Below are 26,701 nucleotides of genomic sequence, written 5' to 3'. Positions count from 1 at the left end.
ATTGATGGGATTTGCCACTAACGTCGTAACGTTTGCCAGTAATGTCGTAGCGTTTGCCACTAACGCGGTAATGTTTGCCAGTAATGCCGTAACGTTTGCCACCTTCACAGGTCTGCTACCGGGCTGAAAGAAGCGAGCTGGTTGGGTTGTCCTGTAAGACTTTCAACTGCTGCCGTCGCTGGAGCCAGAGTTGCCGCCAGCCGTCAACCACTGCTTTGGGGTAGGCGAAGCGTTGGCACTCGGCTTTGAGAACCTGTCCTAGCCAATCGAGCAGGCGCAGGTCAGTGCAGGACTTGATGCTTTTGGCGCAGGCTTCTACCCACTCCGCAAACTTGCGGTAGCTGATAAATTGCCCGCCTCGGTCGCTGCGATGCACGAACAGGACATGGGGCCAGTGGGCATAACGACAAATCATCCACTCCGGAATGCCTAAGTGTTTGGCGATTTGGCTCAAAGAAATACAAAGCTGTGGCTGAAGAACCTGGGTCAAATGCATGGGGGTTCTGAGCAAAATTTGTAAGGTGAAGGAGTGGGGCAAATCATCTAAAGGCGATGAAATGCCCCGACCCGTAGCAAACCTGTCCCACCCCTCGGACAAAGGGCCAACTAGAGCGGGTGTTAAACTTCCCACTAGCCGCCAGGTTGCTGTTAACAACCTTGGGGGTTAGTTCCCCAGAGTTTGTTTAAGGCTCTGGGGGACGCAAGGGTCCGCTACTTAGTTGAGAAACATAGCAGGGCAGTTGTAATCCCGTCAAGTAGGTCGCGGTAAGTGGCTGGTGTTGTGAAGCTCTCTTGGATAAAATCTCTAGAGCAGGCTGTAAATGTGGTTTTTGATTGTGGAGGATAACTCCTCACCACAATCTATAACTAGTTTCATGTGCTTATTATTTCCTCTACTGAACTCGTGAAACTTTGCGGCAGGAGTATTAAATGTTTCATTCAAAGTCTCCATCGTTTTAGTTCTCTTGACTCTCCCGTGTGCGACTAAATTTCTAGCAGCACTAGGTAGAGAGTCAGACTCAATTAAAAGTGCGATATTTTCCGCTTGTTCACGGTCTCTGCCAACAACGAACTCACACAGTGCGAATAGACTTATAAGCTTTAGAACTGGGTCGGTTATTTTGCTAATAGAAAGGTGTCTGTCAATATATTCGTCAAGGTTTTTGTTGGACTTCTCTCTAAATGCTTGCTCGCACCGAGGTTTATCCATAACGCTGGCGGAATGTCCGCCCATTTTTAGCCCGCCTATTGCTACTGAGTGTTGCTTTCCTAAATGGTCTTTTACTACTCCATTAGTCAAAGTAGCTGAGTTTTCACCAGACACAAACTTTATTCTGTTGAGATGCTGACTGAGTATTTCTTCTGCGTATTTGCCAAAATCAACTGGGTCTTGCGGTCCGATAGGATTTTCTTCAAGAATCATTGATTGAATTACAGATGTGCCATCTCGGGAAGAGAGTTTGGCAAGAATTTTATAGCTAAGGTTCTCGTCAGCAGACAGCTCTATGGTGTCCTCAGGACCGACCTCACCTTGAGTTGGCTTGTATTGAATCTTTCCCGTAACCCCAAAAGTCGCCTTGTACTGAAAGGACGTTGTGCTCATAAGCTAGCTTCGAATTCTTGAGACATTGACTCTACGTTCTCACAAACTTCAGAGAACAGAACAGAGGTTGAAACTCTACTCGAAATACTCTTGCCCTAAACCATATGGTCAGGCTCTAAAACACAAGGATGTTGTTCATCCCCCGTCTCTACTTGCAGCGTCGAATGCCCAATCCCGAACTGGTCTTGAAGCTCCCTGCAAACCTGCATCAAAAAAGCATCACTCGGATGTCCGTCCGGCATCACTAAATGAGCTGTGAGCGCCGTCTCCGTCGTGCTCATGGCCCAAACATGCAAGTCGTGAACCTGGCACACCCCCGGACGCTGCTCAAGATAAGTCCGCACAGCCATTAACTCAATTCCCCCAGGCACCGCATCCAAAGCCAGATTGATTGAATCTTTGAGCAACTGCCAGGTGCCAAACACAACCACCGCAACAATAATCAAACTCACCACCGGGTCAAACCACAGCCAACCCGTCAGCAAAATAGCAAGGCCAGCCAAAACTACCCCAACCGACACCAGCGCATCCGCAGCCATATGCATAAACGCGGCACGCAAATTCAAATCATGCTTGCGCCCCGACACAAACATCAAGGCCGTAGCTGTATTAATCGCAATGCCTACGATTGCCACCCCAATCACCGTCGTCCCGGCCACTGGTCCCGGCTCCTGAAAGCGTCGAACCGCCTCCCAAGCAATCGCCCCCATCGCTAACAAGAGCACCGCAGCATTAATCAAAGCCGCCAAAATTGAAGAACTCCGCAGCCCATAGGTATAACGGTGAGTTGGCGGTTGGCGAGCTAAAGAACTTGCGCCCCAAGCTAACAACAGCCCCAAAACATCGCTCAAGTTATGACCCGCATCAGCCACCAAAGCCAGCGAGTGCGCCACATAGCCATAACTCGCCTCAGCGACAACAAACCCTAAATTGAGCGCAGTGCCAATCGCGAAAGCCCGACTATAATCAGCCACTCCATGCCCATGCCCATGATGGCCGTGCCCGTGGTGATGGCCATGCCCGTGATGATGGTCATGATCATGATGACTCTGGCGCTGAGCGGACATAAGTAAAACCTTTATCGAGATGAATAGAGATGAATAGAGCAAGCGAAAAAATCAAGTCAGGCAAGCTTCAGTTGGCTCCAGGCATTGCGAAGTACGCTCCAAGAACTTTTGGCAAACAGAAAAGTTAGCCCCAAACCAACTACTAAATCAGGCCACCATTGTCCAGTTACTAAAATTAAGCCAGCAGCAGCAAGCACCGCAGTATTAGCGATGATGTCATTGCGCGAACACAGCCACACTGAAGACATATTGATATCGTCTTGTCTATGGCGCGTTAGCAGAAACAAACACACCAAATTGGCTCCTAAGGCCAGCAATCCCACCCCACTCATCGTGCTTAAAATGGGCGTGGTTTGTAGAGATGTCTGATAGATCGCTCGACCAAAAACTGCCACAGCCGACAACAGCATAATGCCACCCTTTAGTAGGGCTGATTTTGCCTTCGATTTCATTCCTGCTCGGAGCACATAAAGACTGCTGACATAGACAATGGCGTCACCCAGCATGTCAAGCGAGTCTCCAATCAGAGACAAAGAATTGGCACTAATCCCTGCGATCAACTCCACGAGAAACATGGTGGCATTCACTGCCAAAACAATCCTCAGAGTCTTTCCCTGCCGCTCCGCCAGCTTCTCAAGCTCACGGGCCTTCGCCTGACAGCACTCATCCATTCGTCCAGGCCCCAACTGCTCAACCTTACTGAAATGGTAGAACATTCAACTGGTCTAAATCGCCGCAGCCCTAGCTTCTGCAAACTCTGAGGCCGTAAGTCTCACGAGGCCCTAGTTAAGCCGCTCTACTCAGGCCAGCCTAAAGTCTCAGACCACCAGTACATCTCTGACACCAGAGGTCGCTATTTAGCCCTTCCCCCCAAAGACATAAACCTCAAAAACGAGCGCCTGATCTTCAAAACCCAAGTGAGAAAATCACAACATTTCGAGTGGCTAGGCTACCCGAAGTTGAATAGGTAGAAGGATTCAGTCCAGCCTTGCCAAAACTGCTTTTCGCCGCAGATATTTCTACAGCCGGTTTGTGTGGGGAAGCTGATTGTCTGGCTTTGGCTTGGCGCAAGAATTGAGCGGTTTTGCTGCTTTAGACAACACAAGCCGAGCGTAGAGTTCTGCCCTACCCTCAAAAACGAGAATCGTTTGTGCTAAAGTAAGCTGCGTTGCAAAAAACGTAGTAGAAGTAGCTTGTCTATGAAGCTACATTTTTAGCAGACTGAAAAGCAGCCTTAGCTTGCTGATAAACTCATCGGTTTTTAGATGAACTACTCTCTATTGCCCATTCTGACTACTGCTACCGAAGTCATTAAGGCCAGCTTCGTTCGTAAAACCCGTCAAGCTTTTAGGGTGCAGGAGCAATTTCTGCGCGGGCTATTGCTGGCTCATCGGGACACAGAATACGGTCAGAAATATGGTTTGAGAGATATCAAAACCATTGAGCAATTTCGAGAGCAGGTTCCAATTCTGCCCTACAGCAGCTACGAGTCCTATACCGACCGCATTGCTCAAGGGGAAAAGAATATTCTCACCCCTGATCCCGTGATCTATCTCAACCTGACCAGTGGTTCCACAGGCAGGCAGAAACTCATTCCCATCACCCAGCGTTATAAGAACTCACTGCGGCAGGCGAACCTTACTAGCATTGGCTTTCTCAACCAAGGCTTGCGAGCCCGAGGCCTCAAATTTGGCAAAGCGCTAATCACAAACTCAGCCCAGCTCCTGGGACGAACCAGTGGCGGCATCGACTACGGTCAGGCCAGCGCTGGCACGCTACGGATGAGCAAATTTCTGTGCCAGCAACTGTTTGCCCATCCCTACGAAGCCCTACGGCCAGATGACAGCTTGGCCCGTCATTATGTTTGCCTGTTATTTGCCCTGCGCGATCCTGCTATGCGGGGCGTTGCCTCCAACTTTCCCATGCTGGTCCTGCGGCTATGTAACTATTTAGAGCGATACGCCGAAGCCCTAATTGAAGACCTCGAAAAAGGCACCCTAGCTGGCTGGTTGGAAATTGAGCCAGAAGTGCGAATCAGCCTGGAATCACAATTTTCAGCTGCCCCAGCCCGTGCCGCTCAATTGCGCTCAATTTTAAAGTCCGAAGGACGGCTCACCCCCAAAACGGCCTGGCCCGATTTATCCTTCGTGGTTACTGCTTTCGGTGGCACCTCAGACTTCTACTTTGAGCGCTTCCCTTCGTACTTTGAAGACACGCCTGTGTTCGGTGGAGTTTGTGCCTCCGCAGAAGGCATGCTAGGCATCTACCCTGACCTCAATGAAGCTGGCAGTATCCTAGCGATTGAGAATGGCTTTTTCGAATTTGTCCCTCAAGACCAATGGGACGCAGAGCAACCTAAAACCCTCCTGGCTAACGAAGTCGAAGCTGGCAAATATTACCGAATTCTGATCACCAACTACAGTGGCCTCTATCGCTATGACATTGGTGATGTCATGGAAGTCGTTGGTTTTTATGAACAAGCCCCTCTGATCGTGTTTCGCCATCGGCGCGGTGGGCTACTGTCCTCAACCACGGAGAAAACAACCGAGTTTCACGCCACGCAAGTGATGCAAGCGCTTCAACAGGAATTCGGCATACTCCTGGAAGATTTTTGCATTACTCTGTCCGAGGACGAAGTCCCCGCTCACTACTTAGTCAATATTGAGTTGGCTGCTGGTCACAGTCTGAGCAATCCCCAAGCGTTTCTCGCTAGTTTTGATCGCAAGCTCCAAGAAGCGAACATCCACTACGCGATCAACCGTCCTACTCAGGTTCCGCCCCCACGACTGCGCATTCTGGCTCCGGGTAGCTTTGTCACCCTGCGTCAACGTGAGGTCCAGCGGGGCATTTTTGACTCTCAACTCAAGTTTCCTCACCTCAGTGAGGACCGCCAGTTCTTAGCTGGATTAGCGGTAGAGCAAGAGGTGAGATTGTTAGAGGAAGTCAATTGGATTTAAAGTACCGCCTCAACAGCAGCACCGAGGCAGCGCCCGCGCCCATAATGACAGTTGCAACCGTATAAAACACCCCTGTTACACCAGCTGTAGCGAAAACTTGCCCTAGCAGGATGGGCGATAGAAACTGGCCCAAAAAACCGGCTCCGGTCCCCGCTGCCAAGACGCTGGACTGTAGTTTAAGAGGCGTAAGATCTGCCAGGACACTGTAAAGGCTGGGAGTGACAATGCCAAACCCCAGGCCAAACAGGACTGTGACCGGCACTAGCCAGTAAAGCTGATGCAAGTTTGGAATAGCGATTAGGCTCAAAGCCATCAGACCAAACCCCACCGCAAAGGTGCCGTCAATTCCCAGCCGGTTGGTTAAGCGCCGAACGCCAAAGGCTGAAACGACTGCGGCCCCAATCGCTTGTGTCGCCAAGAGTGTCCCGTTCAACCCAGCCCCAGTTCCCAGCGTCGCTTTGAGATAAAGAGGCAGATAGACGACTACCCCATACACAGCGCCCGAAACCAAGGTGAGCGTCAGCAAGAGTTGCCAGATTTCAATCCGCCATAGAACCTGGAACAAGTCACTGTTGCTGGTGTCTGAGCTATCTGTTGCTCCCTTGGGCTGGCTCAGGGCAAGGGCGTCTTCCTGAAAAACGTAGAGCGCCCAGATCCCCAGAGGCAACGCTAAGCCGTACAGGTAGAACGCCCATTGCCAATGAATAGCGCCCAGCCAACCGCCTAGGAGTGGGTAAACAATGTTAGCCAGAGTAAGCGTACTAGAGACGTAGGCGATAGCTTGCGAACGGTCTTCCCCTTGATACAACCTGCTGAGTAAGCCAAGACTGGCGGCAGCAATGCCCCCACTGGCTGCTCCCAGCAAGCCCCGCGATACCAACAAAAGCGTGAAGTCTTGTAAGAAGGCGCCTGACACCCCAAACAGGGCATAGAGCACTAGACAAGGAATTAACAAGCGCAGTTGACCAATGCGGTCAGCTAAGATGCCGCACAGAGGGCTGGCCAGCCCTACCGTCAAGTAATGCAAGCTCACCAAGCTACCAGCACTGCTTGGATCGAGATGGAGTTGGTTCACGATCTCAGGCAAGATTGGCGCAATCACCGCGCCCACCATGACAATTAGCGAGCCTGCTGCCAGCAGAACTAATAGTTTGGGATCTTGCCACGTCGTCATAAGCGGGATATCTCAGAATCAGGAAGGTCGCTGGCAGATCCAGCATGACAGATTGCCTGGTTCCGCCGAGTCCAGCGTCAAAATCTGGGGTCTATTAACTCTAATCGAGCCCGACAACGGGGTTGAACTGCTGTACTAATGTGTTGGTCAAGTTGGGTTCTCCATGCAGAAATGGCACTAAGTTTGGGGCCAAACCGCAAAAAACACTCCCCCGCTTAAATCCAACTAGGGGGAGTGTGTCTAACAAAGAGTAGAACTGAAGCCGTCGCTTTACATGCCTGAACCTGAACCCGAACCTGAACCAGGTGCTGGGGTGCCACTAGGGGTTAAGGGGCTGCCCGGCGTTGTCGTTGGCTCAGGTAGGGTACGGGGCGTGGATTCAGGCAGACTACCCGGCGTGTCAGTTGTCTCAGGTAGGGTGCGAGGCGTGCCGGTGGGCTCAGGAACGCTGCTGGGCGTTTCCAGCGTTCCAGGCGTGCTGTTGGGGGTTCCCAAGGGGGCAGGTGTAGTAGCTGGGGTCGGGGTTGCGGTCGGCTGAACCGTGCTGGTCGCAGGGGTGCTAGCCGGTGCAGGTGTTGTCGCGCCAGAGGTAGCCCCTCCAGTACAACGAGAATTGAGCGGGAAACGCTCACACAAAATCCGTCGCCCTTGTGGCGAAAGCTGAACTTCAGAACTACCACTCGATTGAGCAACAGCCGTACCACTCGCTAATGCTAAAGCGATGGCTGCGCCAATAAAAGTTAGAGCTTTAGTCTGCATCACATTCACCATCCTTAATTGAACTTTCGGCATATCTCAGCCTGTGGCGAAGACGTCAGGCCAACACAATAGTTCCTCAATCAGAAACTCACCTGAGAAATGAGAAACCTGTGAGAGATTCGCCAATTGTCCTTAGCAAACATCTCCGCAAAGATCTCAGGGAAAAGCGATCAGCAAATCCTCTTTAGTTGGGGTTTTCTCGATATTCAATAGGAGAGATTGGAATTTCCTATCAAAAACAGGCGAGGTCAAATATTGAGCTGATTCCTAATACGAGTTTTTGATACGGATTTCTAATGCTGCCTTATTCCTAACCAAGATTAAACTGATACCAGCAGAACTCAGTAATATCTCAGTCACTGAGTCTCTAATGCTTGTACCTAGCGATGTACTTGAAATTGCTGCGGTAGGACAATGCCAAGAGATTGAGCCTTTTAAAATTGAAGTCTTCGAAAAAGCCCAAGGCCCTAATTCATGGATAATGCGGGTAGCCCACCTTACCCTTCGGTCCTGTGAAAGCAATCACCCTGCTCGGTTCAACTGGTTCGATTGGCACCCAGACCTTAGATATCGTGGCCCATCACCCGGATCAGTTTCGCCTGGTGGGCTTGGCAGCCGGTAACAATGTGGATCTGTTGGCCGCCCAAATACGCCAGTTTCGACCAGAAATTGTGGCGCTGTGCAACCCTAGCAAGTTGCCGGAACTGAAGGCAGCGATTGCGGACTTGGACACCCAGCCCATCCTATTGACCGGCGAAGAAGGGGTGATTGAGGTGGCTCGCTACGGCGATGCGCAGGCTGTGGTGACTGGCATTGTCGGTTGCGCTGGCCTGTTGCCTACTTTGGCTGCGATCGAAGCCGGTAAGGATATTGCTCTAGCCAACAAAGAAACGCTGATTGCTGGCGGGCCAGTTGTGCTGCCTCTGGTGGCTAAGCATGGCGTTAAGCTACTACCTGCCGACTCCGAGCACTCCGCGATCTTTCAGTGCCTGCAAGGTGTCCCAGACAAGGGACTGCGCCGAATTCTGCTGACCGCTTCGGGTGGAGCCTTCCGCGATTGGCCGGTTGAAAAGCTCAAAGACGTCAAGGTTGCTGATGCGCTCAAGCATCCCAACTGGTCGATGGGTCGTAAGATTACCATCGACTCTGCCACCCTAATGAACAAGGGTCTGGAAGTTATCGAAGCGCATTTTCTATTCGGGCTAGATTACGACCGCATCGATATTGTGATCCACCCCCAAAGCATCATCCACTCCTTGATCGAGCTGCAAGACACTTCGATGCTGGCGCAGTTGGGCTGGCCAGATATGCGGTTGCCCCTGCTGTATGCGCTCTCCTGGCCGGAGCGGATTTATACCGATTGGGAACCTCTGGACCTAGTGAAAGCCGGCAGCCTGACCTTCCGTGAGCCCGACCGGGATAAATACCCCTGCATGGATCTGGCTTATGCAGCCGGGCGCGCTGGTGGTACGATGCCGGCTGTGCTCAATGCCGCCAACGAGCAGGCTGTGGCGCTGTTCCTGCAAGAAGCTATCCAATTTCTCGACATTCCCCGCTTGATTGCCGCAACCTGCGACCGTCACGCCGCTCATAACTGCATCACGCCTCGCTTGGAAGACATTGTGGAGGCAGATAGGTGGGCTAGGGCCATTGTGCAGGAGTTAGCCAGCAATCGAGTTGGGGTCTAGGTATAATCATCCCTTCTGCTGCCGTCGAAACCCTGCTACTTCCCATAAAATTGGAAGAGCCGCAATAGGTAGATCTACAGGGAAAGGCATGATGACCAGCAGCCCTCAGGGCAACAATGACGTCCTCTCCGATCGGGAGCTTCAGGTAATTGAACTGGTCGCCTCCGGTTTGACCAATCAAGAAATCGCTGAAAAACTCGATATCAGCAAGCGGACCGTAGATAACCACGTCAGTAACATCCTCAACAAAACCAGTACTGAGAACCGGGTTGCTCTGGTTCGCTGGGCACTTCAATGGGGCAAGGTCTGTCTGGACCAAGTCAACTGTTGCACTCTGGACTTGCCTCGCGATGACGCTGCATCCTAAGGTAAATCCCACTCGCCGCTATCAGCTGGCTTGTGAGCAAATGCCTCTAGCGGTCTACCGTGAGGTGGCCGCTCACTTGCAGCAGGTACGGGGAGTTCAGACTGAATTGATCTGGCAGCAGAGCCAGACGTTTGACTATCAGCAGAGCCAGATCGGTGGCCTGTGGATCGAGCAACCGGTGGACTTGGACGCGACTGAGCAGCGTTATCTAGAGACAATTCTGGCCTTTTACCAAGAGCGGTACGGCCTCTGGGTGACTAAAGATCCGGCCTAAACCGGTATAAACAGGGGGGTTATCAAAGAATGGGATCAATTCAGGCTTCACGGGGCACCCGTGACATCCTGGCCGACGAAATTGCTTACTGGCAGCGGCTAGAAGCCGTAGCCCGGACGCTCCTACCGCAAGCCGCATACCAGGAAATTCGCACCCCTCTGTTCGAGCAGACTGACCTCTTTGAGCGAGGCATTGGTGAGGCCACCGATGTTGTAGGCAAAGAGATGTACACCTTTGAGGACCGAGGCGGTCGCTCGCTCACCCTACGCCCAGAAGGTACAGCTGGCGTTGTCCGGGCTTATATCGAGCATGGTTTGCAGGCTCAGGGCGGTGTCCAGCGCCTGTGGTATCTCGGCCCCATGTTTCGCTACGAGCGCCCGCAGGCCGGTCGACAGCGCCAATTTCACCAACTCGGCATTGAGGTAATTGGCAGCCGTGATCCCCGTGCTGATGTCGAGGTGATCGCGCTGTTCAACGACTTTTTGACGCAGCTGGGTATCACTGACCTGAGTCTGGAATTGAATTCGGTGGGTAACCCCGAAGACCGTCAGCGCTACCGCGCCGCTCTAGTGGACTATTTCACGCCCTACCAGCAGGAGCTAGACGCCGACTCTCAAGACCGCTTGAGCCGTAATCCCCTACGAATTCTGGATAGCAAAGATCCTCGAACTCAAGCGATTGCCGTTGCCGCACCTAGCATTCTCGACTACCTGGGACCGGACTCGAAGGTGCATTTCGACCAGGTCCAGGCTTTGCTCAGCGATTTGGACATTGGCTACCGGCTCAACCCTCGCCTCGTGCGCGGCTTGGACTATTACACCCATACTGCTTTCGAATTTCAGTCAGGGGCTTTGGGTGCTCAGTCAGCGGTGGGTGGCGGTGGACGCTACGACGGCTTAGTCAGCGAATTGGGCGGACCAGCGACCCCGGCTGTGGGTTGGGCAATTGGTCTAGAACGCCTGGTCTTGCTGTTACAGCGATTGCAGCCTTTATCGGCAACCGAGATCGATGTTTACATCATTTCCAAGGGCTCTTTGGCAGAGGCCAATGCTTTGAAATTGGCCCGACAACTGCGTCAGCAGGGGCTAGGCGTAGAGCTGGACCTCAGCAGTAGCGCTTTTAGTAAGCAATTCAAACGGGCAGACCGCAGTGGAGCTTCAGTCGCTTTAGTTCTAGGGGACGAAGAAACCCAAGCTGGAACAGTACAAATCAAGTGGTTGAAGTCAGGCGAACAGCGAACTCTGGCGCAAACGCAGCTACTTACTGAAGCGCAGAGTTTGTTTAGAACCAGTTCAGAGGCTTAGTTACAGAGGCGCCTAACGCTTAGCATTTTGTATTGTTCTAACAGCACAGGCAAGCTGGTTTAACCTGGAGTGTTATCACGGGCTCCCCAGCTCACCCGCCAGTCTCAAAGCTGCCCTTCCATGATGGATTACTGGGAATTCCTGCTACAGAAAGAAGGGGACACCACCTGGCTGCCTCTGGAACCTCCGAACGTGGAAATTTTGGAGGGGCGTTACCGGGTGATTGCTCGCTCCGAACAGCTCGATAGTCCTGCCCATATCAAGCTTACCTACCAGCCTGATCCGGACTTTGCCTCCGACCAGTCGCCTAATTTGCGGCGGCGGGCGGCGCAGACTAACGCCGAAGGGCTGGTGGTGGTCTTTCCCTTTACCGAGTTGCCCCCAGGTCTTTGGGAGATGAGTTGCTCGGACCTAGAGCAAACCAAAGTCACTACCCTGCAACTTCAGGTTCTGCCCTTGAGTGATCGAGAGGGCAACTTCTGGGAAGAGCCCTTCCACTCAGCTCAACCAGAAGATGAGCCTGAGAATGGCTCCGAGAAATCTGAAGCACCTAGCCAAGCCTGGGTTGAGGTAGAACCGCTTGCTGAGCCAGCCGAGCTGCCTGCTGTTGATCCGCCTGAAGCTCAACCCTTGGTAACAGTGGAGCAAATTCAGGTCGAACCTGCTGGGCCGGATGCCGTCGAGCGTCTGCTGCGTCTGGCTGAACAGTTGTCTGAACAGGTCGTTGCTCAAGTCTTTGATGAAGTTGCCCAGGTTCTGCACTCGCCAGCCTATAGGCCTGAATTAGAAAGACCCGAATTAGAACGGCCTGAACTAGAACAACTCGGATCAGAACAGCCCGAATTAGAACAGCTCGAACCTGAACCATTAGAGGCAATTGCGTCCTCAGTTCCCGCAAATGCAGCGCTAGCCGGTCCAGCTCTGACCTTGGACCAGCATACTTACTTAGCCCGACGCGGTGAGAACTTGACGCTCTCAGGACAGGTCAATAGCCCCGGTGATATTCAAATCTGTCTGCGCGATCCTCAGACCCTGGAAGTTCTCTTAGACATCCGGCAAACTCTGCCTGAGCGGTTGCTGCCCTTTCCCTTCACCTGCACCATCAGCATTCCGTCCGATTTCGAAACCCAGGTTCTGCTGGGTGAGGTGACGCTATACAGCGATGAGTCAGCCTTGTCTGAAGTATCTACTGAGGAGTCGGCTGACCAGGATCTTCGCGAGGATGTTGGTGAGACGGTTACGGTCAGCCAAACCTTCACGATCACCTGCCAGCTTGAAGAACTCTTGCAGATGGTTTCTCCTGACCTGGAAGCCATCGTGCTGGGGCTAAATTCTGAAGCAGACAGTCCCCCCTCGGTTCCTGCCGGTCCAGAACCGGTGATTCCAGTTTTTAAGGCAGCCCCCGAACCGGCAACCCCTCGTCTGGCCAGATCTGCTAGCCTGCCCCCGCTGCTACGGCTGACACCTTCCATCTCTGAAAGCATCCGTAAAGGGCCAGAACTGCCTTCTTTTGGTCGCCCGGTTGCTCGTCTGGATTGGCCAATAGCTCCAGAAGCCAATGGGTTGGGGCAGACAGCATCACCCACTGAGGTTGAAGTTGAGCAATCTGACCTGCTGGTTGAGCAGACTGTTGTGCAACCAGGCGAGCCCTTAAATCCGCCGCCAGTCTCCTCACAGGAGACCGAACCTCACAGTTTGAGCAATTCAGTTGCCCAGGAATTTCGATCTCTAGAACTTGCCACTCGGTTTTTCAGTCTTCTCAATGCTTTAGCTATTGATCCTGAAATGCCAGCGCTATTGGCAGATTTTACAGATGGACGCAAAGCGCGTGCTTCCGAGGAGGAGCCAAGCCCAGAGTCCGATCTGCCTGAGTTGCCAGTCCAGGATGTTGATGTTCTGCTGGACGGCCCGGTGGCTCAGGCAGAGTCTTTAGAAGCCGAAGAGCCAGTGCTGGGACCAGAGGCTGGGCTAACTGCTCAGGAATTTGTGATCGATTTGCCTGAGCCTGAACTCGAAGAGCCAGGAGGGGCTTTAGTCCCTGAACTTTATGCAGGGTCGCTCTCGCTGGTGACACCTCAGATGGCTCAAGAAGCCATTCCTATCCCGGAGCTAATGATCATTGCAGATGAGTTGGTTGCGGGTAATTCAGTTCCCGTGACTCTGACCCTGCCAGAGCGGGTGCCCCCTGTTTACGCCAAGCTTTGGCTCAAAGACTGCCAGACCCGCTCGCTGCTTGATGGTCCTCGGTGTTTGGTGGACTTTGCCTCAGATGGTCGGGGGCGTTGTCAAGCGACGACTCAGGTAACGATTCCGTTTGGCAGCTTTCAGATTTCGTTTGAAGCTGTGGCTGTCGAGTTCCAGAGCAAACGCGAGAGCCGCAAAACTGTTATTGATCGCATGGTGTTGCCGCCTGACATAGCACTCGAAGAGTTGGACCCAAATTCTGATTTGGGATAGACGCTCTGCTGAGGTGTAACACTTCGTAACTTATAATGAAAGGCACTGATCGGTAGCGATAGAACATGCGCGTTGCGATTGCAGGGGGCGGTTTGGCAGGGCTTGCCTGTGCCAAGTATCTATGCGATTTGGGGCATCAGCCTTTGGTGCTGGAGCGCCGAGATGTGCTGGGGGGACTGGTTGCGGCCTGGAAAGATGCGGATGGCGACTGGTATGAAACCGGTCTACATATTTTCTTTGGCGCCTATCCCAACATGCTCCAGTTATTTAAGGAGCTGGGCATTGAAGATCGGTTGCAGTGGAAAGAACACACGATGATCTTCAACATGCCGAACGCGCCGGGCACCTACTCGCGCTTTGATTTTCCTGATATTCCTGCCCCGATCAATGGCATCACTGCCATTTTGCGCAACAATGACATGCTCACCTGGCCGGAGAAAATTAAGTTCGGGTTGGGCTTAATTCCCGCGATTATTCACGGCCAGAAATACATTGAGGAAATGGATCGCTACTCCTTCCTCGAATGGCTGCGTTTACAGGGGATTCCTGAGCGGGTCGCGGACGAAGTATTCATTGCCATGTCCAAGGCGCTCAACTTCATTGGGCCAGACGAAATTTCAGCCACGATTCTGCTGACTGCGCTCAACCGTTTCCTTCGAGAGAAGAATGGCTCGAAGATGGCGTTTCTGGATGGGTCGCCGACCGAGCGTTTGTGTGAACCCTTGGTTGACTACATCACTGAGCGAGGTGGCCAAGTCCGAACCGAGGCGGCTCTCAAAGAAATTTTGCTCAACGAAGACGGCAGCGTTAAAGGCTTTTTGCTGCGTGGCTTAGACGGGGCCGCTGATGAGCTAATCACAGCAGATGCCTATGTCTCGGCCATCGCGGTAGACCCGTTAAAAACCCTTCTGCCTGCACCTTGGCGAGAGCTGGACTACTTCAAGCAGCTAGAGGGTTTGGAAGGGGTACCCGTCGTTAATCTGCACTTGTGGTTCGACCGCAAGCTGACCGATATCGACCACCTGCTGTTCTCTCGCTCCCCCTTGCTCAGCGTCTATGCCGACATGAGCAATACCTGTAAGGAGTACGCTGATCCTGACAAGTCGATGTTGGAGCTGGTTTTGGCTCCGGCTAAAGACTGGATTGGCAAGTCCGATGAAGAGATTGTCGCGGCCACAATGGCGGAGCTGGCCAAGCTGTTTCCTGAGCAGATTCCAGAGCCAGCCAAGCTTCTCAAATACAAAGTTGTGAAGACCCCCCGCTCGGTTTACAAGGCGACACCAGGACGGGAGCAGGTTCGCCCTTCTCAAGTCACACCGATCGCCAATTTCTTCCTGGCTGGTTCCTATACGGCACAACGCTATCTCGGCAGTATGGAAGGGGCTGTGCTTTCTGGTAAGCTGACAGCGCAGGCCATTGCCCCTGCCACTGCAACTACTGCGCCTGAGCCTCAGGGCCTTGCCGTCCCTGTCTAATCCCTGAATGCTGCAACGCTCTAACCCTGCTGGAATGACGATCCTGGCCTCACCGGACCTCGCCTCTGTACCGGACGCGTACGAACTCTGTCGACGCATTACCCAGAAGTACGGCAAGACGTTCTACTTGGCGACTCTGCTGATGCCCAAGCCCAAGCGTCTAGCGATTTGGGCGCTGTACGCTTGGTGCCGCATGACCGATGAATTGGTCGACGGCATCAGAGTCGAAACTGCAACCCTAGAAACGCTCGACGATTGGGAGAAGCGGCTAGAGTCCTGCTTTGACCTCAAGCCCACCAATAACTTCGAGGTTGCCCTGGTTGATGTGATCAGGCGCTACCCCCTAGCCATTGAACCGTTTCGGGATATGGTTGCGGGCCAGCGTATGGATCTGCAACTGAACCGCTATGCCACCTTTGAGGAACTGCACCTCTATTGCTATCGGGTGGCTGGAACGGTGGGTTTGATGTCCTCCTCGGTGATGGGCTTTGAAGGGCGTGATTCTACGCAGGAAGCGGTCGCTCTGGGTATTGCCAAGCAACTCACCAATATTTTGCGTGATGTCGGTGAAGACGCGCGTCGCGGCAGAATTTACATTCCTCTAGAGGATCTGCAACGCTTTGACTACACGGAGCGAGAGCTGCTGAGCTATGTGGTGGACGACCGCTGGATGGCGCTAATGAGCTTCCAAATTGAGCGAGCCCGAGGCTTTTATGCCCGGGCCGAGTCTGGAGTCAGTGCCTTATCGCGTGACGCTCGCTGGCCGGTCTGGGCCGCGCTGATGAACTATCGCGCCATCCTGGACGCCATTGAGCGCAACCAGTATGAGGTGTTTCGCCAGCGTGCCTACGTCTCAACGGTTCGTAAGCTCAGCTCTCTGCCAGTCGCTTGGCTGCGGGCAAGCGAGATGGTCTACCCCTAACGCAAGCTTGCTGCCCCAAAGCTTGCATCCTAGATCTCAGTGAAAGGAGCCGTGCATCGCGCGAACTCCAGATCATTAAGGACGGGTTCAGCGCCAGCAGTTGTTAGAGGCACCTCTAGGTCAACCCAACTAATGCAGCCCGCATAGCGCTCAAGTTCTTGCACGGCATGAGCAGTTGGTAGACGATAAACCCTTAGAATCAGCAGATAAAGCGGCTTCTGGGGCTTGTAATCGAACCTCAAATCGACGTAGCTCTCAGCCCAGATTGTGCGCTCTAGAGTGCTTTTGAGCCAATCCCGGTTGCTGACTGTTCTAATCTGCTCAACTACCGCAAAGGTGTCCATATGGAGTTGCCCAACTCTTGGACGGTGGTGCACAACCTGCTCCAAAAGCGTGTGGTAGGTCGGCTGAAGCTGCTCTGCCTTCTGATGGTCGAATGTGGGATAGAGCCAGAAGGTTGAGTGTTCTGGCGAGAAAACCCCGCGTAGATCGCGGATACCACCTTTACGCAGCGAGATCGTCTGTAAGCCACTGGCCAAGGCAGCACAAACGACGGCCCATTCTTTGAGAGCAACTTGCAGGGTAAGAGGTTGTGCTTGGGGAGATCTAGGCGTCACGGTAGCTCAACAGACCAAGAATCATCTGCGTAGCTCTCACTAGATTCAGTTTCTGAACTCAGTTTGTAGACTGTCTACGGGCAAAACTGCGTGCCAGCCGGTACTCGGGCAACTCACGACGGACTTGGCGGCGGAAGGAGCGATCCAGGCGATGAAACAGAGGAAAGGCAATGACATAGTGTCCTAGCAGTAGTGGTAGCCAGGCAGCAAAGGCCCATCGCTCCCAGTCAACATGACCATCTACTGAATCCAGGGCCAAGAACAGAAAGTTAACCAGGACGAAGACTGCCCCATGAATTCGACACAATAAATGGGCTCGGACTAGAGCCTCAGCCTGACGGTAACGCTCAATGGTGTCAATGAGATCAGAGGCAGGAATATTCATGGGGTAGGGTGTGCGGAGGGCTCTCAACATTCCATTGTGGGCGAGGATCGCCCAGTACGTCATACCACCGAGGTATCCTTTAGTGGACTTTTAAGCTGATTTTTGTGAATTTATAGCTCCAAATTTGTAGCGTCCTTCACCAACAGGGCGACTGCGTAGGCAGCAATCCCCTCCTGTCGTCCTTCCGGTCCTAACTCCTCATTAGTTGTAGCCTTGACGCTTACTTGGTCAGGTTTGAGATCGAGAGCTGCACTCAAACGGTCTCTCATTGCACTGAGATGTGGCTTCAGCTTGGGTCGCTCCGCCACCACCACTGCATCTAAATTGCCAACCCGCCAGCCACGCTCCCGAATCAGACCATCAACTTGGCGCAGCAATTCAATGCTGTCCGCCCCAGCCCAGCGTGGATCAGACGGTGGAAAATAATGTCCGATATCGCCTAGAGCCAATGCGCCCAACATAGCGTCCATTAGGGCATGGGTCAGCACATCAGCATCGCTATGACCTAGCAAGCCCAGGCTGTGAGGCACGGTAATGCCACCCAGGATCAGAGGCCGACCAGCTACGAGTCGATGGATATCGTAGCCATTGCCAATGCGTAGATCCATAAGATTCAGCTGTGGAAACGTTTCGACTTCTCAGCTTAATTGAGTGCAGGACCTCGTGCTGCCCTGTGCCACACTGATTCTTCTGGGTCAGACGCAGCCATTGTGACTTGTGTTTTAGAGTACGGGAATGAATTGGAGGTAATCAACCCGAGCTGGTTCATCAGGTGATTCCCTACCGATGATCTCGATGCGATCCCCAGGGGCAAGCGAGAGGTTCACCCCGACTGTCCGTCTGACTAAATTTTTACTGACGACCGAGATCAAACCTAACTTCTGGGTCAGCGTCCACTGGGCAAGGCTGACTCCATTCAGCTTCACTTCTAGTTGAGCAAAGGTGCGGTCATCCTCATCGAAATAGCCTAATACAAGATCGTATTGACCGGCTGGCCCTGCAAAGGTGGTTAAAGCGCTACCGGATTCGGTCGTAGTGCCGCCCTTAAGCGAGATGAAGTTGAAGCCATTGAGAGTCTCAACCCGGTAGTTGGTTAAAGCCATAGCCTCGGCTTCAGATAATAATGTCCAGTCCGCACCGAGTTGCTGTATCGACAACTCGAACAATTTTTTGGTATAAGTCTTCGTCGTTGTTATAGACGGTATTAGGTGGTGAGCCCCCTCTTGCTTTCCAGATCATCAAACGGACTGCGTTAAAACCACTATCGACTAGCTGGTCAAGATGAGGCTCAAAAAAAGTAGCTGCATCCATGCGTATTTCCGGCTCCTCAAAGCCGATCGCTAAGCTTGCAGTTTGCAGTAACTTTCCATTGGCTTTCACAAGCGTATTGCGAACCCGGTCGACATAGGTTGCGGATTGCAAGCTTAAGTTAGAGGTGCCGAGCGCAAACGACGGTTGATCGTCTAGAGCAAGATTAACGCCAGGTTCTGTTCCTGGCAGGCTATCTTGAATCTCAGTTGAGAGTCTTGCATTGAACTTTAAAGTCGCTCCAAGCTGTAGTGGTGACGGATTAAGCAAACCACTGTCTTCGCTGACCTGCGTTACTACTGGCAAGGTTTCAGCTGAGAGTATCTCAGCTTTAGGAGCAAGAGTTTGAGCTACTCGACTCAGACCTGATTGAAGTTGTAAGGAATTTACCAAGTCACTCTGAGGCAGCATTTCCAGTAAGAAGGAGCCCCTCAGTGGAAATGCTGAGAAATTATCGGTGTCAATGTATGTAATCGCAGGGAAATATAGCTGCGTTGAAGCTAGCCTGAGTAGTGGTTTAAAGGCAGAAAACGACGAAAAACAGCCTAAAACTCGGTATTAGGCCCAAAGCTTGCCCTTAAAGCAGTTATTTGTATTGTGGCTGCTGAGTTAAGTAGATATACGGAGGAGATGTAGCAGTGACTATAAATTTAAGAAAGCTCAGGATCTGAATAAAGTCCCAGTAAAGGACGAATCTGCGAGAGCTGGTCAACTCACTCCTACTGGCAGCCGAAACAGGTGCCCGGAAGACCGTAAGATCAAAGCTGAGAATTCAGTCTACTGACGGACCTGAAACCATAGGCTAAGCATGGATACCAAGGCACTGCGACGGTCGCTCCACAGCTCTGAGAACTATCACCGCAAGGGCTTTGGCCGGGAAGAGGAAATTGCCCCCACGCTGGAGAGTGAATATCAGAGCCAACTGATTCAGCAGATCCGCAGCAATGGTCATAGCCTCACCCAGGGCAATGTGACCATCCGGCTAGCTGAGGCCTTTGGCTTCTGTTGGGGGGTAGAGCGGGCAATTTCAATGGCTTATGAAACCCGCCGCCAGTTTCCTGCAGAGCGCATTTGGATCACTAACGAAATCATTCACAATCCACTTGTCAACGAGAACTTACGCCAGATGAACGTGGCGTTTGTATCGGTCGATGAACAGGGCAGTAAGGATTTTTCCAAAGTAGAGACCGGCGATGTAGTGATCTTGCCTGCCTTTGGAGCCAGTGTTCAGGAGATGCAACTGCTCAGTAGTAAAGGTTGCACGATTATGGACACTACCTGTCCCTGGGTGTCTAAAGTGTGGACTAGTGTTGAGAAGCACAAAAAGAAAGAGTGCACCTCAATCATCCACGGCAAATATAACCATGAAGAAACAATTGCTACCAGTTCTCACGCTGACAAATATCTGGTAGTTCTAAATTTGGAGCAAGCCGAATACGTTTGCAACTATATTCTTAAGCCCGATGCTCAAAAAAGCGAAGCGGACAAGGCTGAGTTTCTCAAAAAATTTAGCAAAGCAAGTTCTGCTGGTTTTGACCCTGACTGCGATTTAGAACGGGTGGGGATTGCTAATCAAACCACAATGCTCAAAGGCGAAACTGAGCAGATTGGTAAGTTGTTTGAACTCACCATGATGAAGAAGTACGGTCCTGCAACGCTCAACGAGCACTTTGTCAGCTTCAATACGATCTGCGATGCCACCCAGGAACGTCAAGACGCAATGCTTGGCTTAGTAGAGGAAGAACTGGACGTTATGGTCGTGATTGGCGGTTTTAATTCCTCCAATACAACTCACCTACAAGAAATCGCCGAAGCTAAGGGGCTGATCTCATATCACATCGATCAAGTTGAGCGGCTCGGAGTTGACAATCGCATCCAGTACCGAGCTCTCAATGGTGACTTGAAGATTCAAGAGAATTGGCTGCCTGAAGGTAAGATTACCGTCGGCATTACCTCCGGGGCCTCTACACCTGACAAAGTCGTTGAAGATGTGATCAAGCGTATTTTTGCTCTTAAAAATCCCTAACTTCTCAGCTCCTAACTTTTCGGGTTGATGGAGTTAATTTGTTAAGGTTAACTCCATCAACCCGAACCAAAGATTTGCGAATTGCTAGTTTAGGGAAAACTTGCCTTTCAACTGTTCAAGTGCTGCCCAGCGGCCATCCTTGACACTTTGCTCACTAGCTTCTTGTAGTTGAGGTGCGTCAAGTGGTGTGCCAGGGCACTCTTCACCACAAATTTGTCGTAGGGGTAGCCCTAGGCAGAGGTGTTCATAAATCCAAGCTGCTGGGTCGAAACTGCCGTTGGGTGGCAAGCTCTCGATTAGGTCCTCTATAGGGACTTCTCGTTCCTGAGGTAAGTTGAGCGCATCCTCCGGCTCTGTCAACCAAATTAACTCGCTCGGTGTGACCGACAACCGGTAGTTGTACTGCTGTAAGCAACGGTCACAGCTCAGAGTCACAATCGTTTCTGCCTGTCCCGAGACCTCTAAATAGCTGCCCTGATGAACAACTTTGATCTCGCCCTGAACTGGGATCAGACTCTCCAGATGAGGGAGCAATTCCTTGAAACGAATCACCTCCGTAGCCTGAGGGGCACGGAGTAGATGGGTCAGAGAAATAAGTTCCATAACCAGTATCAAAACAAACTAGTGAGACAAGAGGAACGCTCTTATCTCAGGACTCAAGCTTCCTGCCGCATTCGAACGACTAAGCGCCGATCCGGCTCACGACCTTGGCTAAAGCTTTCTAAATCAGGCTGAGTTTTGAAGAACATATGCACCTGTCGGCGCTCAGCAGAGGAGAGAGCAGGCATTTCATAGGCTTCCCCACTGGCCCGCACTCGCTCTGCTACTGTTGCTGCTATCTCCTGTAGCTCTGCTTGGCGACGCAGCCGATAACCCGCTAACTCGACCGTATAAGCACATTGAGATTCTTGACTCGCGTGCAGATTCAGAGTGGTGTTCGCTAGGTACTGGATGGCGTCTAAGGTGCTCCCCTCGCGCCCCAACAATGTATTGACTTGATGGGGCGTTAGGTTTTGCTCATCGATCTCAAGCCACTGACTTAAATGGTCGTCGCCTTGAGGAGGGTTCGACGGCTCGACCACTGCAGGGCAAGACATCAAGTTTAGCAATTGCTCCAGCCATTGTTTGCCGAGCGCAGAGGGATCATTGCTCATAGGAGTGGCACCGCCTTCATACTGAGCCGAGCTTATGCTTTTTTCCTTTGCCCTGGCTCAAAAGGAAGCGTGCTACGGTCTTTGTCCTTGGCAGACTGATCTTTCTTTTCTTCCTGCGTCGCTTGTTCGTCGACCAGCTTTTGAATCTCAGCAGGCAGCGGTTCCCGCGACAAGATATAGGTCTGAAGCGTCTGGAAGATGTTGGCGATCAGCATGTACATCAACACACCGGCAGGCAACGGGAAGAAGAAAAACATCCCAGAGAAGATGATTGGTGTGATCTGGTTGACTGCGCCCTGACTAGGATTAGCGCTCTGCTGACTGCCCGAGAGGAGCTGGTTGACGTACAAGCTCACACCGAAAGCCAGAATCATGGCAACAATATCCCAACGGATTGCGCCATCTGGATCCCAAGCACCTACCCGGCCTAGAGCTTGGATGAAGAGAAATCCCTTATTGGCTGCCAAGCCTGGGACCGTTGCTTGCAACGTGACATCGCCTGGCTCTTTGGCAATCAGTGTGCCATCCTCAGCGATCTCTGCCCGCTCGGTCCCTTGAGTGATCTGCCAGCGAGGAGCTAAGTTCACGTCTGGGTAGCGATCGTTTAGCTCACTGAACGGAGTTCCTTGCGGAGTCTGCAACTCAACATGAACTTCGTCACCTACTCCTAACCGAGTTCCCCCTGGAAGTAAAGCCAGGATTTTCTCGTGGACCTTGTCAGAGATATAGATATTTTGCGGAGGCGTCGCGAATGCTTGAGGCTGCACCTGCTCCATCTGCTCACGGGGCAGAATTTGTAGATTCACTGGGTAGTTCACATCAGCGAAGGGCGAACCCCGTAGGGTAGCGAACAGCGCAAATAGAACTGGCATCTGAATCACGAGCGGCAAGCAACCTGCAAGGGGGTTACCAAACTCTTTGTAGAGCTTGCCCATTTCCTCCTGTTGCTTAGCTGGGTCGTCCTTATAACGCTCCTGAATCTCCTTCTGGCGCTGCTGCATTACCGGCTGCACCACTTTCATCTTCCGCATACTGCGGATTTGGCCTGCGCTCAGAGGATACAGGGCAAAACGGACCGCTAGGGTCAGCGCCACGATTGCCAAGCCATAACTGGGCACGATTCCGTAGAAGAAATCTAGGAACGGCAGCATGACATTGTTTGACAGAAACCCAATACCGAAATCCATTTCGCCTCGCGGGATTTGCTCTCAAGCTCTGGACGGAACTGACTTATCTCAGCAATAGTCACACTCTGACTCAATGAGTGTAACAGAGTTCAAGTCATTGTACAGTTCAGGTCCAGCAGCTAAGGAGCAGGACCTATAACCTTGACTTTATGCAGACTTCATTGGCTAACAGCTTGCTGCTGTGTCAGCGCTCAGCTACTAACCTTGCCTAGCGAACCACTAGCCTGACGAGCACTGTTGCTAAGGCGCTCTTCGATGTAGGCGTAAACCTCTCGGAAGTTAGGCAGGGCTTTTAATTCTAAACGGCTACCGTCTTTGAGCGTGATCACCATATCGCCCCAGGCGCCAAAACCTCGGGGGACAGTAATGATCTTGGCAATCTCTGAATAGATGATGTCAGAGCGATTCTGGCCCCTCCAACCGCCAGTTACCGTAATACGGCGACTGGTGATTCGGTAGCGAACCCATAGCGCTCGGACAATAGATCCAATCGTCAGAGGAATGCAAATCACCGTAAATGCCAGGACGATGTTCAGCACCAAGTCCCCAACATGGGGGCCACTTTCCAGGTAGACATCCTCTTTAATCGCCATGCAGTACCTCAGCGTCCGTCAGCAGTGTCTTAAGCTCTTGCTCTAGTTGCCAGTAGCTGCAGGCATCAGCTCCAGGGCGAACGCTGATGACTAGCTGCCAGCACTGGTCCAATTGTGACAGACATTGCCGCAGGACGGCCCGGATTTGGCGACGAATCCGATTACGGATCACCGCCCTCTTACTGACCTTCAAGCTGACGGTGATCCCAATCCGTAAGGGGCTCTTAGTGTCTCGATAGGCTCTCAAGGCTAGATAACGACTTTGAAAACGTCTGCCTCGGCTGTAAACGATCTCGAACTCAGAGCGACGCCGCAGCCGGTGTTGGCTTGGCAGCATGCTGACCTAAACGGTGGTTAAGCGCTTGCGACCTTTGCGGCGACGGGCCTTAATTACATTCTGACCAGTGTGAGTTCGCATACGGGCTCGGAAGCCAGAGGTACGTCTTTTCTTGCGGACGGTGCCGCCCAAGGTGCGCTTAGTCATAAGATCTCAAATTGCCACAGAATCTCAAATTTACCACTGAGCGCCAAGTGGTGGCACGAAAAGCTTAAAAGAGTTCGCCGCGTTCAAAAAATTTGGGGCTGGAAGGCGTATGCTGAACTTCCTGATTTATCTTTCTGGTAGAGTCAGCGCCCCGACTTGCTACGGAGACGGTTTGCACGTGGACGTCCTATCCATCGACCAGCTCTGGCGACAAGTGCTGGACCGCCTGCAGCTGCAACTCAGTCGTCCCACCTTCGAGACCTGGATCAAGTCCACCCGGGCAGAAAAGCTAGAGGATGGCTGTTTAACAGTACGCACCCCCCACCCCTTTGCCCGCAATTGGCTCAAGAAATACTACTACCTGACCATTCGTGAGATTGTCGCCGATGTCCTAGGTCAGGAAGTCGAGGTCCAGTTCGTGTTTGCTCGGGGCGAAGAAGACCTGGAGATCGGCGAGGTCGAGAGTTCCTTGCCTTTGCCACCGGTTGAGCCTCATGTTCTGGAGCGTAACGCTGCCGCTGGAAACAGCAATGGGGGAGTTCAGGCCAATGACTTGAACCCCAAATACCTGTTCTCGCGTTTTGTGGTGGGCTCCAACAATCGTATGGCGCATGTAGCTGCGATTGCAGCGGCAGAGCGACCAGGAATCCAATTCAATCCACTGTTTCTATGCGGAGGGGTGGGGCTAGGCAAGACTCATTTGATGCAAGCCATTGGCCATTACCGCATTGAAAATTGCCCGGACTCACGGGTCTATTACGTCTCTACTGAAAAATTCACCAACGACCTGATCACTGCCATTCGTCGAGACAGTATGCAGAGCTTTCGGGAGCACTATCGGGATGTCGATGTGCTGCTAGTGGACGATATTCAGTTTATTGAGGGCAAGGAATACACCCAGGAAGAGTTTTTCCACACGTTCAACACCTTGCATGAAGCAGGTAAGCAAGTGGTTTTGGCCTCGGATCGTCCTCCTAATCAGATTCCTCGCCTCCAAGAACGTTTGTGCTCTCGTTTCTCGATGGGCTTGATTGCTGACATTCAGCCACCGGATCTAGAAACCCGCATGGCAATTCTCCAAAAGAAGGCGGAGTACGAGCGCATTCGGCTGCCTCAGGAAGTGATTCATTACATTGCCAGCAGTTACACCTCTAATATCCGTGAACTGGAAGGAGCACTAATTCGAGCAGTGGCCTACATTTCAATCTCCGGGTTGCCGATGTCAGTGGAGAACATCGCACCAGTTCTCGATCCGCCTAACGGCAAGGTAGAGGTATCACCCGAACTGGTCCTGAAAACGGTAGCTGAGCACTTTAATATCACTGTTGATGACCTTAAGAGCAACTCGCGCCGTCGAGAGATCTCTCAGCCTCGGCAAATTGCCATGTATTTGGTGCGTCAGCATACAGGCCTAAGCCTGCCAAAAATCGGTGAGGTGTTTGGCGGTAAGGATCACACAACGGTGATCTACAGCTGTGACAAAACGGCGCAGCTTCAGAAGACGGATCCTGCAACTGCTCAGTTACTGCGTCAGCTCACCGATCGGATTTTGCTGGAGGCTCAGCAGTAGCTGCGATGGGATCATAGGAGCTGTTGGGGCTGCTGAGTTCAGAGGGCAACCCTATAGGTACTGCATTTATTCTTCATTAGATGATTGCAGTCGTGAGCGCACAAACTCGTAAACTTCTGCTTCCCGACGCCCTTCTAGAACCATTTCTTTAAGGCCGATCAGGGCTTGAGCCAGTTCAGTCGCCTGTTTCTTGTAGTGAGCGTTGGCTGCAAGCTCATCAGTAAAAACTTCCCGCTCCATCTGGATCCGGCTGGAATCGTCCGAAAGTGGTGTGGCGTAGCCAACAGCCGCCGCGTCGTAACGCAACAGAAATACGAGTGCATTCGTTAGCTGTTTCAGGTCGCGCTGCAAACCTCGCGTGTCCAAATCCAGCCGGTCAAAACCCACCTGACCTTCAATTTTGAGCTCGACGATGGGACGAGTTTTGGGATCAATCTCTTGACCGCGAACGTAGTCGAGAATTTTTTCTTCCAATTCCGGCACAGTCTCCTGGCCGGTAGCCTCAAAGCGCAAACGGTGGATGGTGCGTTGATAATACTGACGCTCTAACTTGGCTCGGATCCCGGATTGGCTGATTTCGACTGAATAGGCTCCCCGCTCAAAGGTGCTCTCCTCAACGCTATTGGCTTCTAAAGAGCCAGGGTTGAAAATCCAGCCTTCAAGCTCGTAATTCTTGTGAATGTGTCCTAGAGCTAGATAGTCAACCCCGGCAGCCTTCAACGGCAGCAACTCCTGATAGCGTAAAGCGCCGTTGTAACGGGCAATTTGGCCCTCCAGCCCGTGGTGGAACATCAGCACCGTATGCTTGGGCCCTGGGGGCAAAACCTCAATTGCTGCTGCCAAGGCCGGAATCGTTTGAGGAGCAGCGGCTCCCCACCAACAGGAGCCGAGAACCCGTACCCCACAGGGCAGGTCGATATAGCCGCCAACTTTTGCCTCTGCATCCCAAGGCTCGTAAGTAAAGCAACCGCCATCCTCAGCCTGTGGCTCCAGCAGCAGCAGCAAATCATCTTCTGCGAGGTAACGCAACCAACTGGTGCGGGTACCGTAAGGTCGGTTGTCGTGATTGCCCTCAATCACCAGGGCTGGAATATCAGCAGCCTTGAGTTTGCGAAGCACAGCCTTGGCTTGGTTCAACACATTAGGCTGAATGTTGCGATGCTCGAAGAGATCGCCTGCGATCAGCACAAAATCTACCTGTGTCTGGACTGCATAACGCTCGATCACGTCGTTTAGGGCTTTGAAGAAATCCACAGACCGTTCTGGGCTGTCGTAGCGGTCGAAGCCCAAGTGGATATCCGCAATGTGTAGAAAACGTGCCATAGATTCC

General features: G+C 52.3%; 29 protein-coding genes. 11 read left to right on the top strand and 18 right to left on the bottom strand.

The window, feature by feature from the left end; genetic code table 11:
• Positions 1-4 precede the first annotated feature (4 nt).
• Complete coding sequence (locus tag H6F94_RS33095) at positions 5-127, top strand: hypothetical protein (RefSeq protein WP_277878149.1); 123 nt, start codon at positions 5-7, stop codon at positions 125-127.
• Here H6F94_RS33095 and H6F94_RS23875 read toward each other — a convergent pair.
• From H6F94_RS23875 to H6F94_RS23860, 4 genes are all read right to left on the bottom strand, one after another.
• Positions 116-496: a hypothetical protein gene (locus H6F94_RS23875; protein WP_190804712.1), complete on the bottom strand. Its 381-nt coding sequence runs from the start codon at positions 494-496 to the stop codon at positions 116-118. The genes H6F94_RS33095 and H6F94_RS23875 overlap by 12 nt on opposite strands.
• A gap of 309 nt (positions 497-805) precedes the next feature.
• Positions 806-1,603 carry a hypothetical protein gene (locus H6F94_RS23870; RefSeq protein ID WP_190804711.1) on the bottom strand — a complete coding sequence of 266 codons (798 nt, stop codon included), beginning with the start codon at positions 1,601-1,603 and terminating at the stop codon, positions 806-808.
• A gap of 95 nt (positions 1,604-1,698) precedes the next feature.
• The gene (locus H6F94_RS23865; RefSeq protein WP_190804710.1) at positions 1,699-2,670 is read right to left on the bottom strand and encodes a cation diffusion facilitator family transporter; all 972 of its coding nucleotides are present in this window, start codon (positions 2,668-2,670) and stop codon (positions 1,699-1,701) included.
• A gap of 56 nt (positions 2,671-2,726) precedes the next feature.
• Positions 2,727-3,386 (bottom strand): cation efflux transmembrane domain-containing protein, encoded by a 660-nt coding sequence (locus tag H6F94_RS23860; RefSeq protein WP_242041349.1) that lies wholly within the window; start codon positions 3,384-3,386, stop codon positions 2,727-2,729.
• A gap of 549 nt (positions 3,387-3,935) precedes the next feature.
• On the opposite strand from H6F94_RS23860, the gene H6F94_RS23855 reads away from it, so the two are divergent.
• Positions 3,936-5,627 (top strand): GH3 auxin-responsive promoter family protein, encoded by a 1,692-nt coding sequence (locus tag H6F94_RS23855; RefSeq protein WP_190804709.1) that lies wholly within the window; start codon positions 3,936-3,938, stop codon positions 5,625-5,627.
• On the opposite strand, the gene H6F94_RS23850 is transcribed toward H6F94_RS23855, so the two are convergent.
• Entirely contained in the window at positions 5,614-6,801 is a 1,188-nt protein-coding gene (locus tag H6F94_RS23850) for an MFS transporter (protein ID WP_190804708.1), read from the bottom strand. The two genes, H6F94_RS23855 and H6F94_RS23850, sit on opposite strands and share 14 nt — an antisense overlap.
• A 270-nt stretch (positions 6,802-7,071) precedes the next feature.
• Complete coding sequence (locus H6F94_RS23845; RefSeq protein WP_190804707.1) at positions 7,072-7,593, bottom strand: hypothetical protein; 522 nt, start codon at positions 7,591-7,593, stop codon at positions 7,072-7,074.
• 479 nt (positions 7,594-8,072) lie between these two features.
• On the opposite strand from H6F94_RS23845, the gene dxr reads away from it, so the two are divergent.
• The 7 genes from dxr to H6F94_RS23810 all read left to right on the top strand — a co-directional run bounded on the left by dxr (position 8,073) and on the right by H6F94_RS23810 (position 16,047).
• The gene (gene dxr / locus H6F94_RS23840; RefSeq protein WP_190804706.1) at positions 8,073-9,248 is read left to right on the top strand and encodes a 1-deoxy-D-xylulose-5-phosphate reductoisomerase; all 1,176 of its coding nucleotides are present in this window, start codon (positions 8,073-8,075) and stop codon (positions 9,246-9,248) included.
• 91 nt (positions 9,249-9,339) lie between these two features.
• Positions 9,340-9,615 (top strand): photosynthetic electron transport-dependent transcriptional regulator PedR, encoded by a 276-nt coding sequence (gene pedR, locus H6F94_RS23835; protein WP_190804705.1) that lies wholly within the window; start codon positions 9,340-9,342, stop codon positions 9,613-9,615.
• Positions 9,599-9,889: a hypothetical protein gene (locus H6F94_RS23830; RefSeq protein WP_190804704.1), complete on the top strand. Its 291-nt coding sequence runs from the start codon at positions 9,599-9,601 to the stop codon at positions 9,887-9,889. Before pedR ends, H6F94_RS23830 begins: the two co-directional genes overlap by 17 nt.
• 29 nt (positions 9,890-9,918) lie before the next feature.
• Complete coding sequence (gene hisS, locus H6F94_RS23825; RefSeq protein WP_190804703.1) at positions 9,919-11,193, top strand: histidine--tRNA ligase; 1,275 nt, start codon at positions 9,919-9,921, stop codon at positions 11,191-11,193.
• A 120-nt stretch (positions 11,194-11,313) separates the two neighbouring features.
• Positions 11,314-13,650, top strand: coding sequence for a hypothetical protein (locus tag H6F94_RS23820; protein WP_190804702.1), 2,337 nt, complete (start codon positions 11,314-11,316; stop codon positions 13,648-13,650).
• A gap of 65 nt (positions 13,651-13,715) precedes the next feature.
• On the top strand, positions 13,716-15,125 hold the full coding sequence (pds, locus tag H6F94_RS23815; protein WP_190804701.1) for a 15-cis-phytoene desaturase: 1,410 nt from the start codon (positions 13,716-13,718) through the stop codon (positions 15,123-15,125).
• A 7-nt stretch (positions 15,126-15,132) separates the two neighbouring features.
• On the top strand, positions 15,133-16,047 hold the full coding sequence (locus H6F94_RS23810; RefSeq protein WP_242041348.1) for a phytoene synthase: 915 nt from the start codon (positions 15,133-15,135) through the stop codon (positions 16,045-16,047).
• A gap of 29 nt (positions 16,048-16,076) precedes the next feature.
• On the opposite strand, the gene H6F94_RS23805 is transcribed toward H6F94_RS23810, so the two are convergent.
• From H6F94_RS23805 to H6F94_RS23785, 5 genes are all read right to left on the bottom strand, one after another.
• A complete protein-coding gene (locus H6F94_RS23805) occupies positions 16,077-16,664 on the bottom strand; it encodes a DUF1802 family protein (protein ID WP_190804700.1) in 588 nt (195 codons plus the stop codon).
• Between the two features lie 58 nt (positions 16,665-16,722).
• Positions 16,723-17,112, bottom strand: coding sequence for a hypothetical protein (locus H6F94_RS23800; protein ID WP_190804699.1), 390 nt, complete (start codon positions 17,110-17,112; stop codon positions 16,723-16,725).
• 47 nt (positions 17,113-17,159) lie between these two features.
• On the bottom strand, positions 17,160-17,657 hold the full coding sequence (gene ispF, locus H6F94_RS23795; RefSeq protein WP_190804698.1) for a 2-C-methyl-D-erythritol 2,4-cyclodiphosphate synthase: 498 nt from the start codon (positions 17,655-17,657) through the stop codon (positions 17,160-17,162).
• A 114-nt stretch (positions 17,658-17,771) separates the two neighbouring features.
• Entirely contained in the window at positions 17,772-18,152 is a 381-nt protein-coding gene (locus H6F94_RS23790; protein WP_190804697.1) for a carbohydrate-binding protein, read from the bottom strand.
• A 10-nt stretch (positions 18,153-18,162) separates the two neighbouring features.
• Entirely contained in the window at positions 18,163-18,663 is a 501-nt protein-coding gene (locus tag H6F94_RS23785; protein ID WP_190804696.1) for a hypothetical protein, read from the bottom strand.
• Between the two features lie 502 nt (positions 18,664-19,165).
• Between H6F94_RS23785 and H6F94_RS23780 the strand changes: the two genes are divergently transcribed.
• Positions 19,166-20,383, top strand: coding sequence for a 4-hydroxy-3-methylbut-2-enyl diphosphate reductase (locus H6F94_RS23780; RefSeq protein ID WP_190804695.1), 1,218 nt, complete (start codon positions 19,166-19,168; stop codon positions 20,381-20,383).
• Between the two features lie 84 nt (positions 20,384-20,467).
• Here H6F94_RS23780 and H6F94_RS23775 read toward each other — a convergent pair whose 3' ends face one another.
• The 6 genes from H6F94_RS23775 to rpmH all read right to left on the bottom strand — a co-directional run bounded on the left by H6F94_RS23775 (position 20,468) and on the right by rpmH (position 23,801).
• Positions 20,468-20,986: a YceD family protein gene (locus H6F94_RS23775; RefSeq protein ID WP_190804694.1), complete on the bottom strand. Its 519-nt coding sequence runs from the start codon at positions 20,984-20,986 to the stop codon at positions 20,468-20,470.
• Between the two features lie 53 nt (positions 20,987-21,039).
• A complete protein-coding gene (locus H6F94_RS23770; RefSeq protein ID WP_190804693.1) occupies positions 21,040-21,537 on the bottom strand; it encodes a Jag family protein in 498 nt (165 codons plus the stop codon).
• Between the two features lie 32 nt (positions 21,538-21,569).
• Complete coding sequence (gene yidC / locus H6F94_RS23765; protein ID WP_190804692.1) at positions 21,570-22,724, bottom strand: membrane protein insertase YidC; 1,155 nt, start codon at positions 22,722-22,724, stop codon at positions 21,570-21,572.
• Positions 22,725-22,915: 191 nt separating this feature from the next.
• On the bottom strand, positions 22,916-23,317 hold the full coding sequence (locus H6F94_RS23760) for a PH domain-containing protein (protein WP_190804691.1): 402 nt from the start codon (positions 23,315-23,317) through the stop codon (positions 22,916-22,918).
• A complete protein-coding gene (gene rnpA / locus H6F94_RS23755; protein WP_190804690.1) occupies positions 23,307-23,654 on the bottom strand; it encodes a ribonuclease P protein component in 348 nt (115 codons plus the stop codon). The genes H6F94_RS23760 and rnpA overlap by 11 nt, the downstream gene beginning before the upstream one ends.
• 6 nt (positions 23,655-23,660) lie before the next feature.
• A complete protein-coding gene (gene rpmH / locus H6F94_RS23750) occupies positions 23,661-23,801 on the bottom strand; it encodes a 50S ribosomal protein L34 (protein WP_190804689.1) in 141 nt (46 codons plus the stop codon).
• A gap of 109 nt (positions 23,802-23,910) precedes the next feature.
• On the opposite strand from rpmH, the gene dnaA reads away from it, so the two are divergent.
• Positions 23,911-25,371, top strand: coding sequence for a chromosomal replication initiator protein DnaA (dnaA, locus tag H6F94_RS23745; RefSeq protein ID WP_190804688.1), 1,461 nt, complete (start codon positions 23,911-23,913; stop codon positions 25,369-25,371).
• Positions 25,372-25,437: 66 nt separating this feature from the next.
• Here the strand turns inward: dnaA and H6F94_RS23740 are convergent, their stop codons facing one another.
• The gene (locus H6F94_RS23740) at positions 25,438-26,694 is read right to left on the bottom strand and encodes a metallophosphoesterase family protein (RefSeq protein ID WP_190804687.1); all 1,257 of its coding nucleotides are present in this window, start codon (positions 26,692-26,694) and stop codon (positions 25,438-25,440) included.
• Positions 26,695-26,701: the final 7 nt, after the last annotated feature.

Origin of the sequence: Leptolyngbya sp. FACHB-261 (assembly GCF_014696065.1) — a bacterium.
Lineage (GTDB): Bacteria > Cyanobacteriota > Cyanobacteriia > FACHB-261 > FACHB-261 > FACHB-261.
The sequence above is the reverse complement of the archived record's forward strand: the minus strand, read 5'-3'. Positions and strand labels throughout refer to the sequence as shown.

Bases quoted from the DNA above. Each gene is read 5' to 3' on its own strand.
- H6F94_RS23810 (WP_242041348.1), top strand. From the start codon at position 15,133: ATGCTGCAACGCTCTAACCCTGCTGGAATGACGATCCTGGCCTCACCG.
- H6F94_RS23855 (WP_190804709.1), top strand. From the start codon at position 3,936: ATGAACTACTCTCTATTGCCCATTCTGACTACTGCTACCGAAGTCATT.
- rpmH (WP_190804689.1), bottom strand. From the start codon at position 23,801: ATGACTAAGCGCACCTTGGGCGGCACCGTCCGCAAGAAAAGACGTACC.
- H6F94_RS23860 (WP_242041349.1), bottom strand. From the start codon at position 3,386: ATGTTCTACCATTTCAGTAAGGTTGAGCAGTTGGGGCCTGGACGAATG.
- H6F94_RS33095 (WP_277878149.1), top strand. From the start codon at position 5: ATGGGATTTGCCACTAACGTCGTAACGTTTGCCAGTAATGTCGTAGCG.
- hisS (WP_190804703.1), top strand. From the start codon at position 9,919: ATGGGATCAATTCAGGCTTCACGGGGCACCCGTGACATCCTGGCCGAC.
- H6F94_RS23845 (WP_190804707.1), bottom strand. From the start codon at position 7,593: ATGCCGAAAGTTCAATTAAGGATGGTGAATGTGATGCAGACTAAAGCT.
- pds (WP_190804701.1), top strand. From the start codon at position 13,716: ATGCGCGTTGCGATTGCAGGGGGCGGTTTGGCAGGGCTTGCCTGTGCC.
- H6F94_RS23740 (WP_190804687.1), bottom strand. From the start codon at position 26,694: ATGGCACGTTTTCTACACATTGCGGATATCCACTTGGGCTTCGACCGC.
- H6F94_RS23820 (WP_190804702.1), top strand. From the start codon at position 11,314: ATGATGGATTACTGGGAATTCCTGCTACAGAAAGAAGGGGACACCACC.
- H6F94_RS23875 (WP_190804712.1), bottom strand. From the start codon at position 496: ATGCATTTGACCCAGGTTCTTCAGCCACAGCTTTGTATTTCTTTGAGC.
- H6F94_RS23850 (WP_190804708.1), bottom strand. From the start codon at position 6,801: ATGACGACGTGGCAAGATCCCAAACTATTAGTTCTGCTGGCAGCAGGC.
- ispF (WP_190804698.1), bottom strand. From the start codon at position 17,657: ATGGATCTACGCATTGGCAATGGCTACGATATCCATCGACTCGTAGCT.
- H6F94_RS23800 (WP_190804699.1), bottom strand. From the start codon at position 17,112: ATGACGTACTGGGCGATCCTCGCCCACAATGGAATGTTGAGAGCCCTC.
- H6F94_RS23790 (WP_190804697.1), bottom strand. From the start codon at position 18,152: ATGGCTTTAACCAACTACCGGGTTGAGACTCTCAATGGCTTCAACTTC.
- H6F94_RS23770 (WP_190804693.1), bottom strand. From the start codon at position 21,537: ATGAGCAATGATCCCTCTGCGCTCGGCAAACAATGGCTGGAGCAATTG.
- rnpA (WP_190804690.1), bottom strand. From the start codon at position 23,654: ATGCTGCCAAGCCAACACCGGCTGCGGCGTCGCTCTGAGTTCGAGATC.
- pedR (WP_190804705.1), top strand. From the start codon at position 9,340: ATGACCAGCAGCCCTCAGGGCAACAATGACGTCCTCTCCGATCGGGAG.
- dnaA (WP_190804688.1), top strand. From the start codon at position 23,911: ATGCTGAACTTCCTGATTTATCTTTCTGGTAGAGTCAGCGCCCCGACT.
- yidC (WP_190804692.1), bottom strand. From the start codon at position 22,724: ATGGATTTCGGTATTGGGTTTCTGTCAAACAATGTCATGCTGCCGTTC.
- H6F94_RS23830 (WP_190804704.1), top strand. From the start codon at position 9,599: ATGACGCTGCATCCTAAGGTAAATCCCACTCGCCGCTATCAGCTGGCT.
- H6F94_RS23865 (WP_190804710.1), bottom strand. From the start codon at position 2,670: ATGTCCGCTCAGCGCCAGAGTCATCATGATCATGACCATCATCACGGG.
- H6F94_RS23760 (WP_190804691.1), bottom strand. From the start codon at position 23,317: ATGGCGATTAAAGAGGATGTCTACCTGGAAAGTGGCCCCCATGTTGGG.
- H6F94_RS23870 (WP_190804711.1), bottom strand. From the start codon at position 1,603: ATGAGCACAACGTCCTTTCAGTACAAGGCGACTTTTGGGGTTACGGGA.
- H6F94_RS23780 (WP_190804695.1), top strand. From the start codon at position 19,166: ATGGATACCAAGGCACTGCGACGGTCGCTCCACAGCTCTGAGAACTAT.
- H6F94_RS23775 (WP_190804694.1), bottom strand. From the start codon at position 20,986: ATGGAACTTATTTCTCTGACCCATCTACTCCGTGCCCCTCAGGCTACG.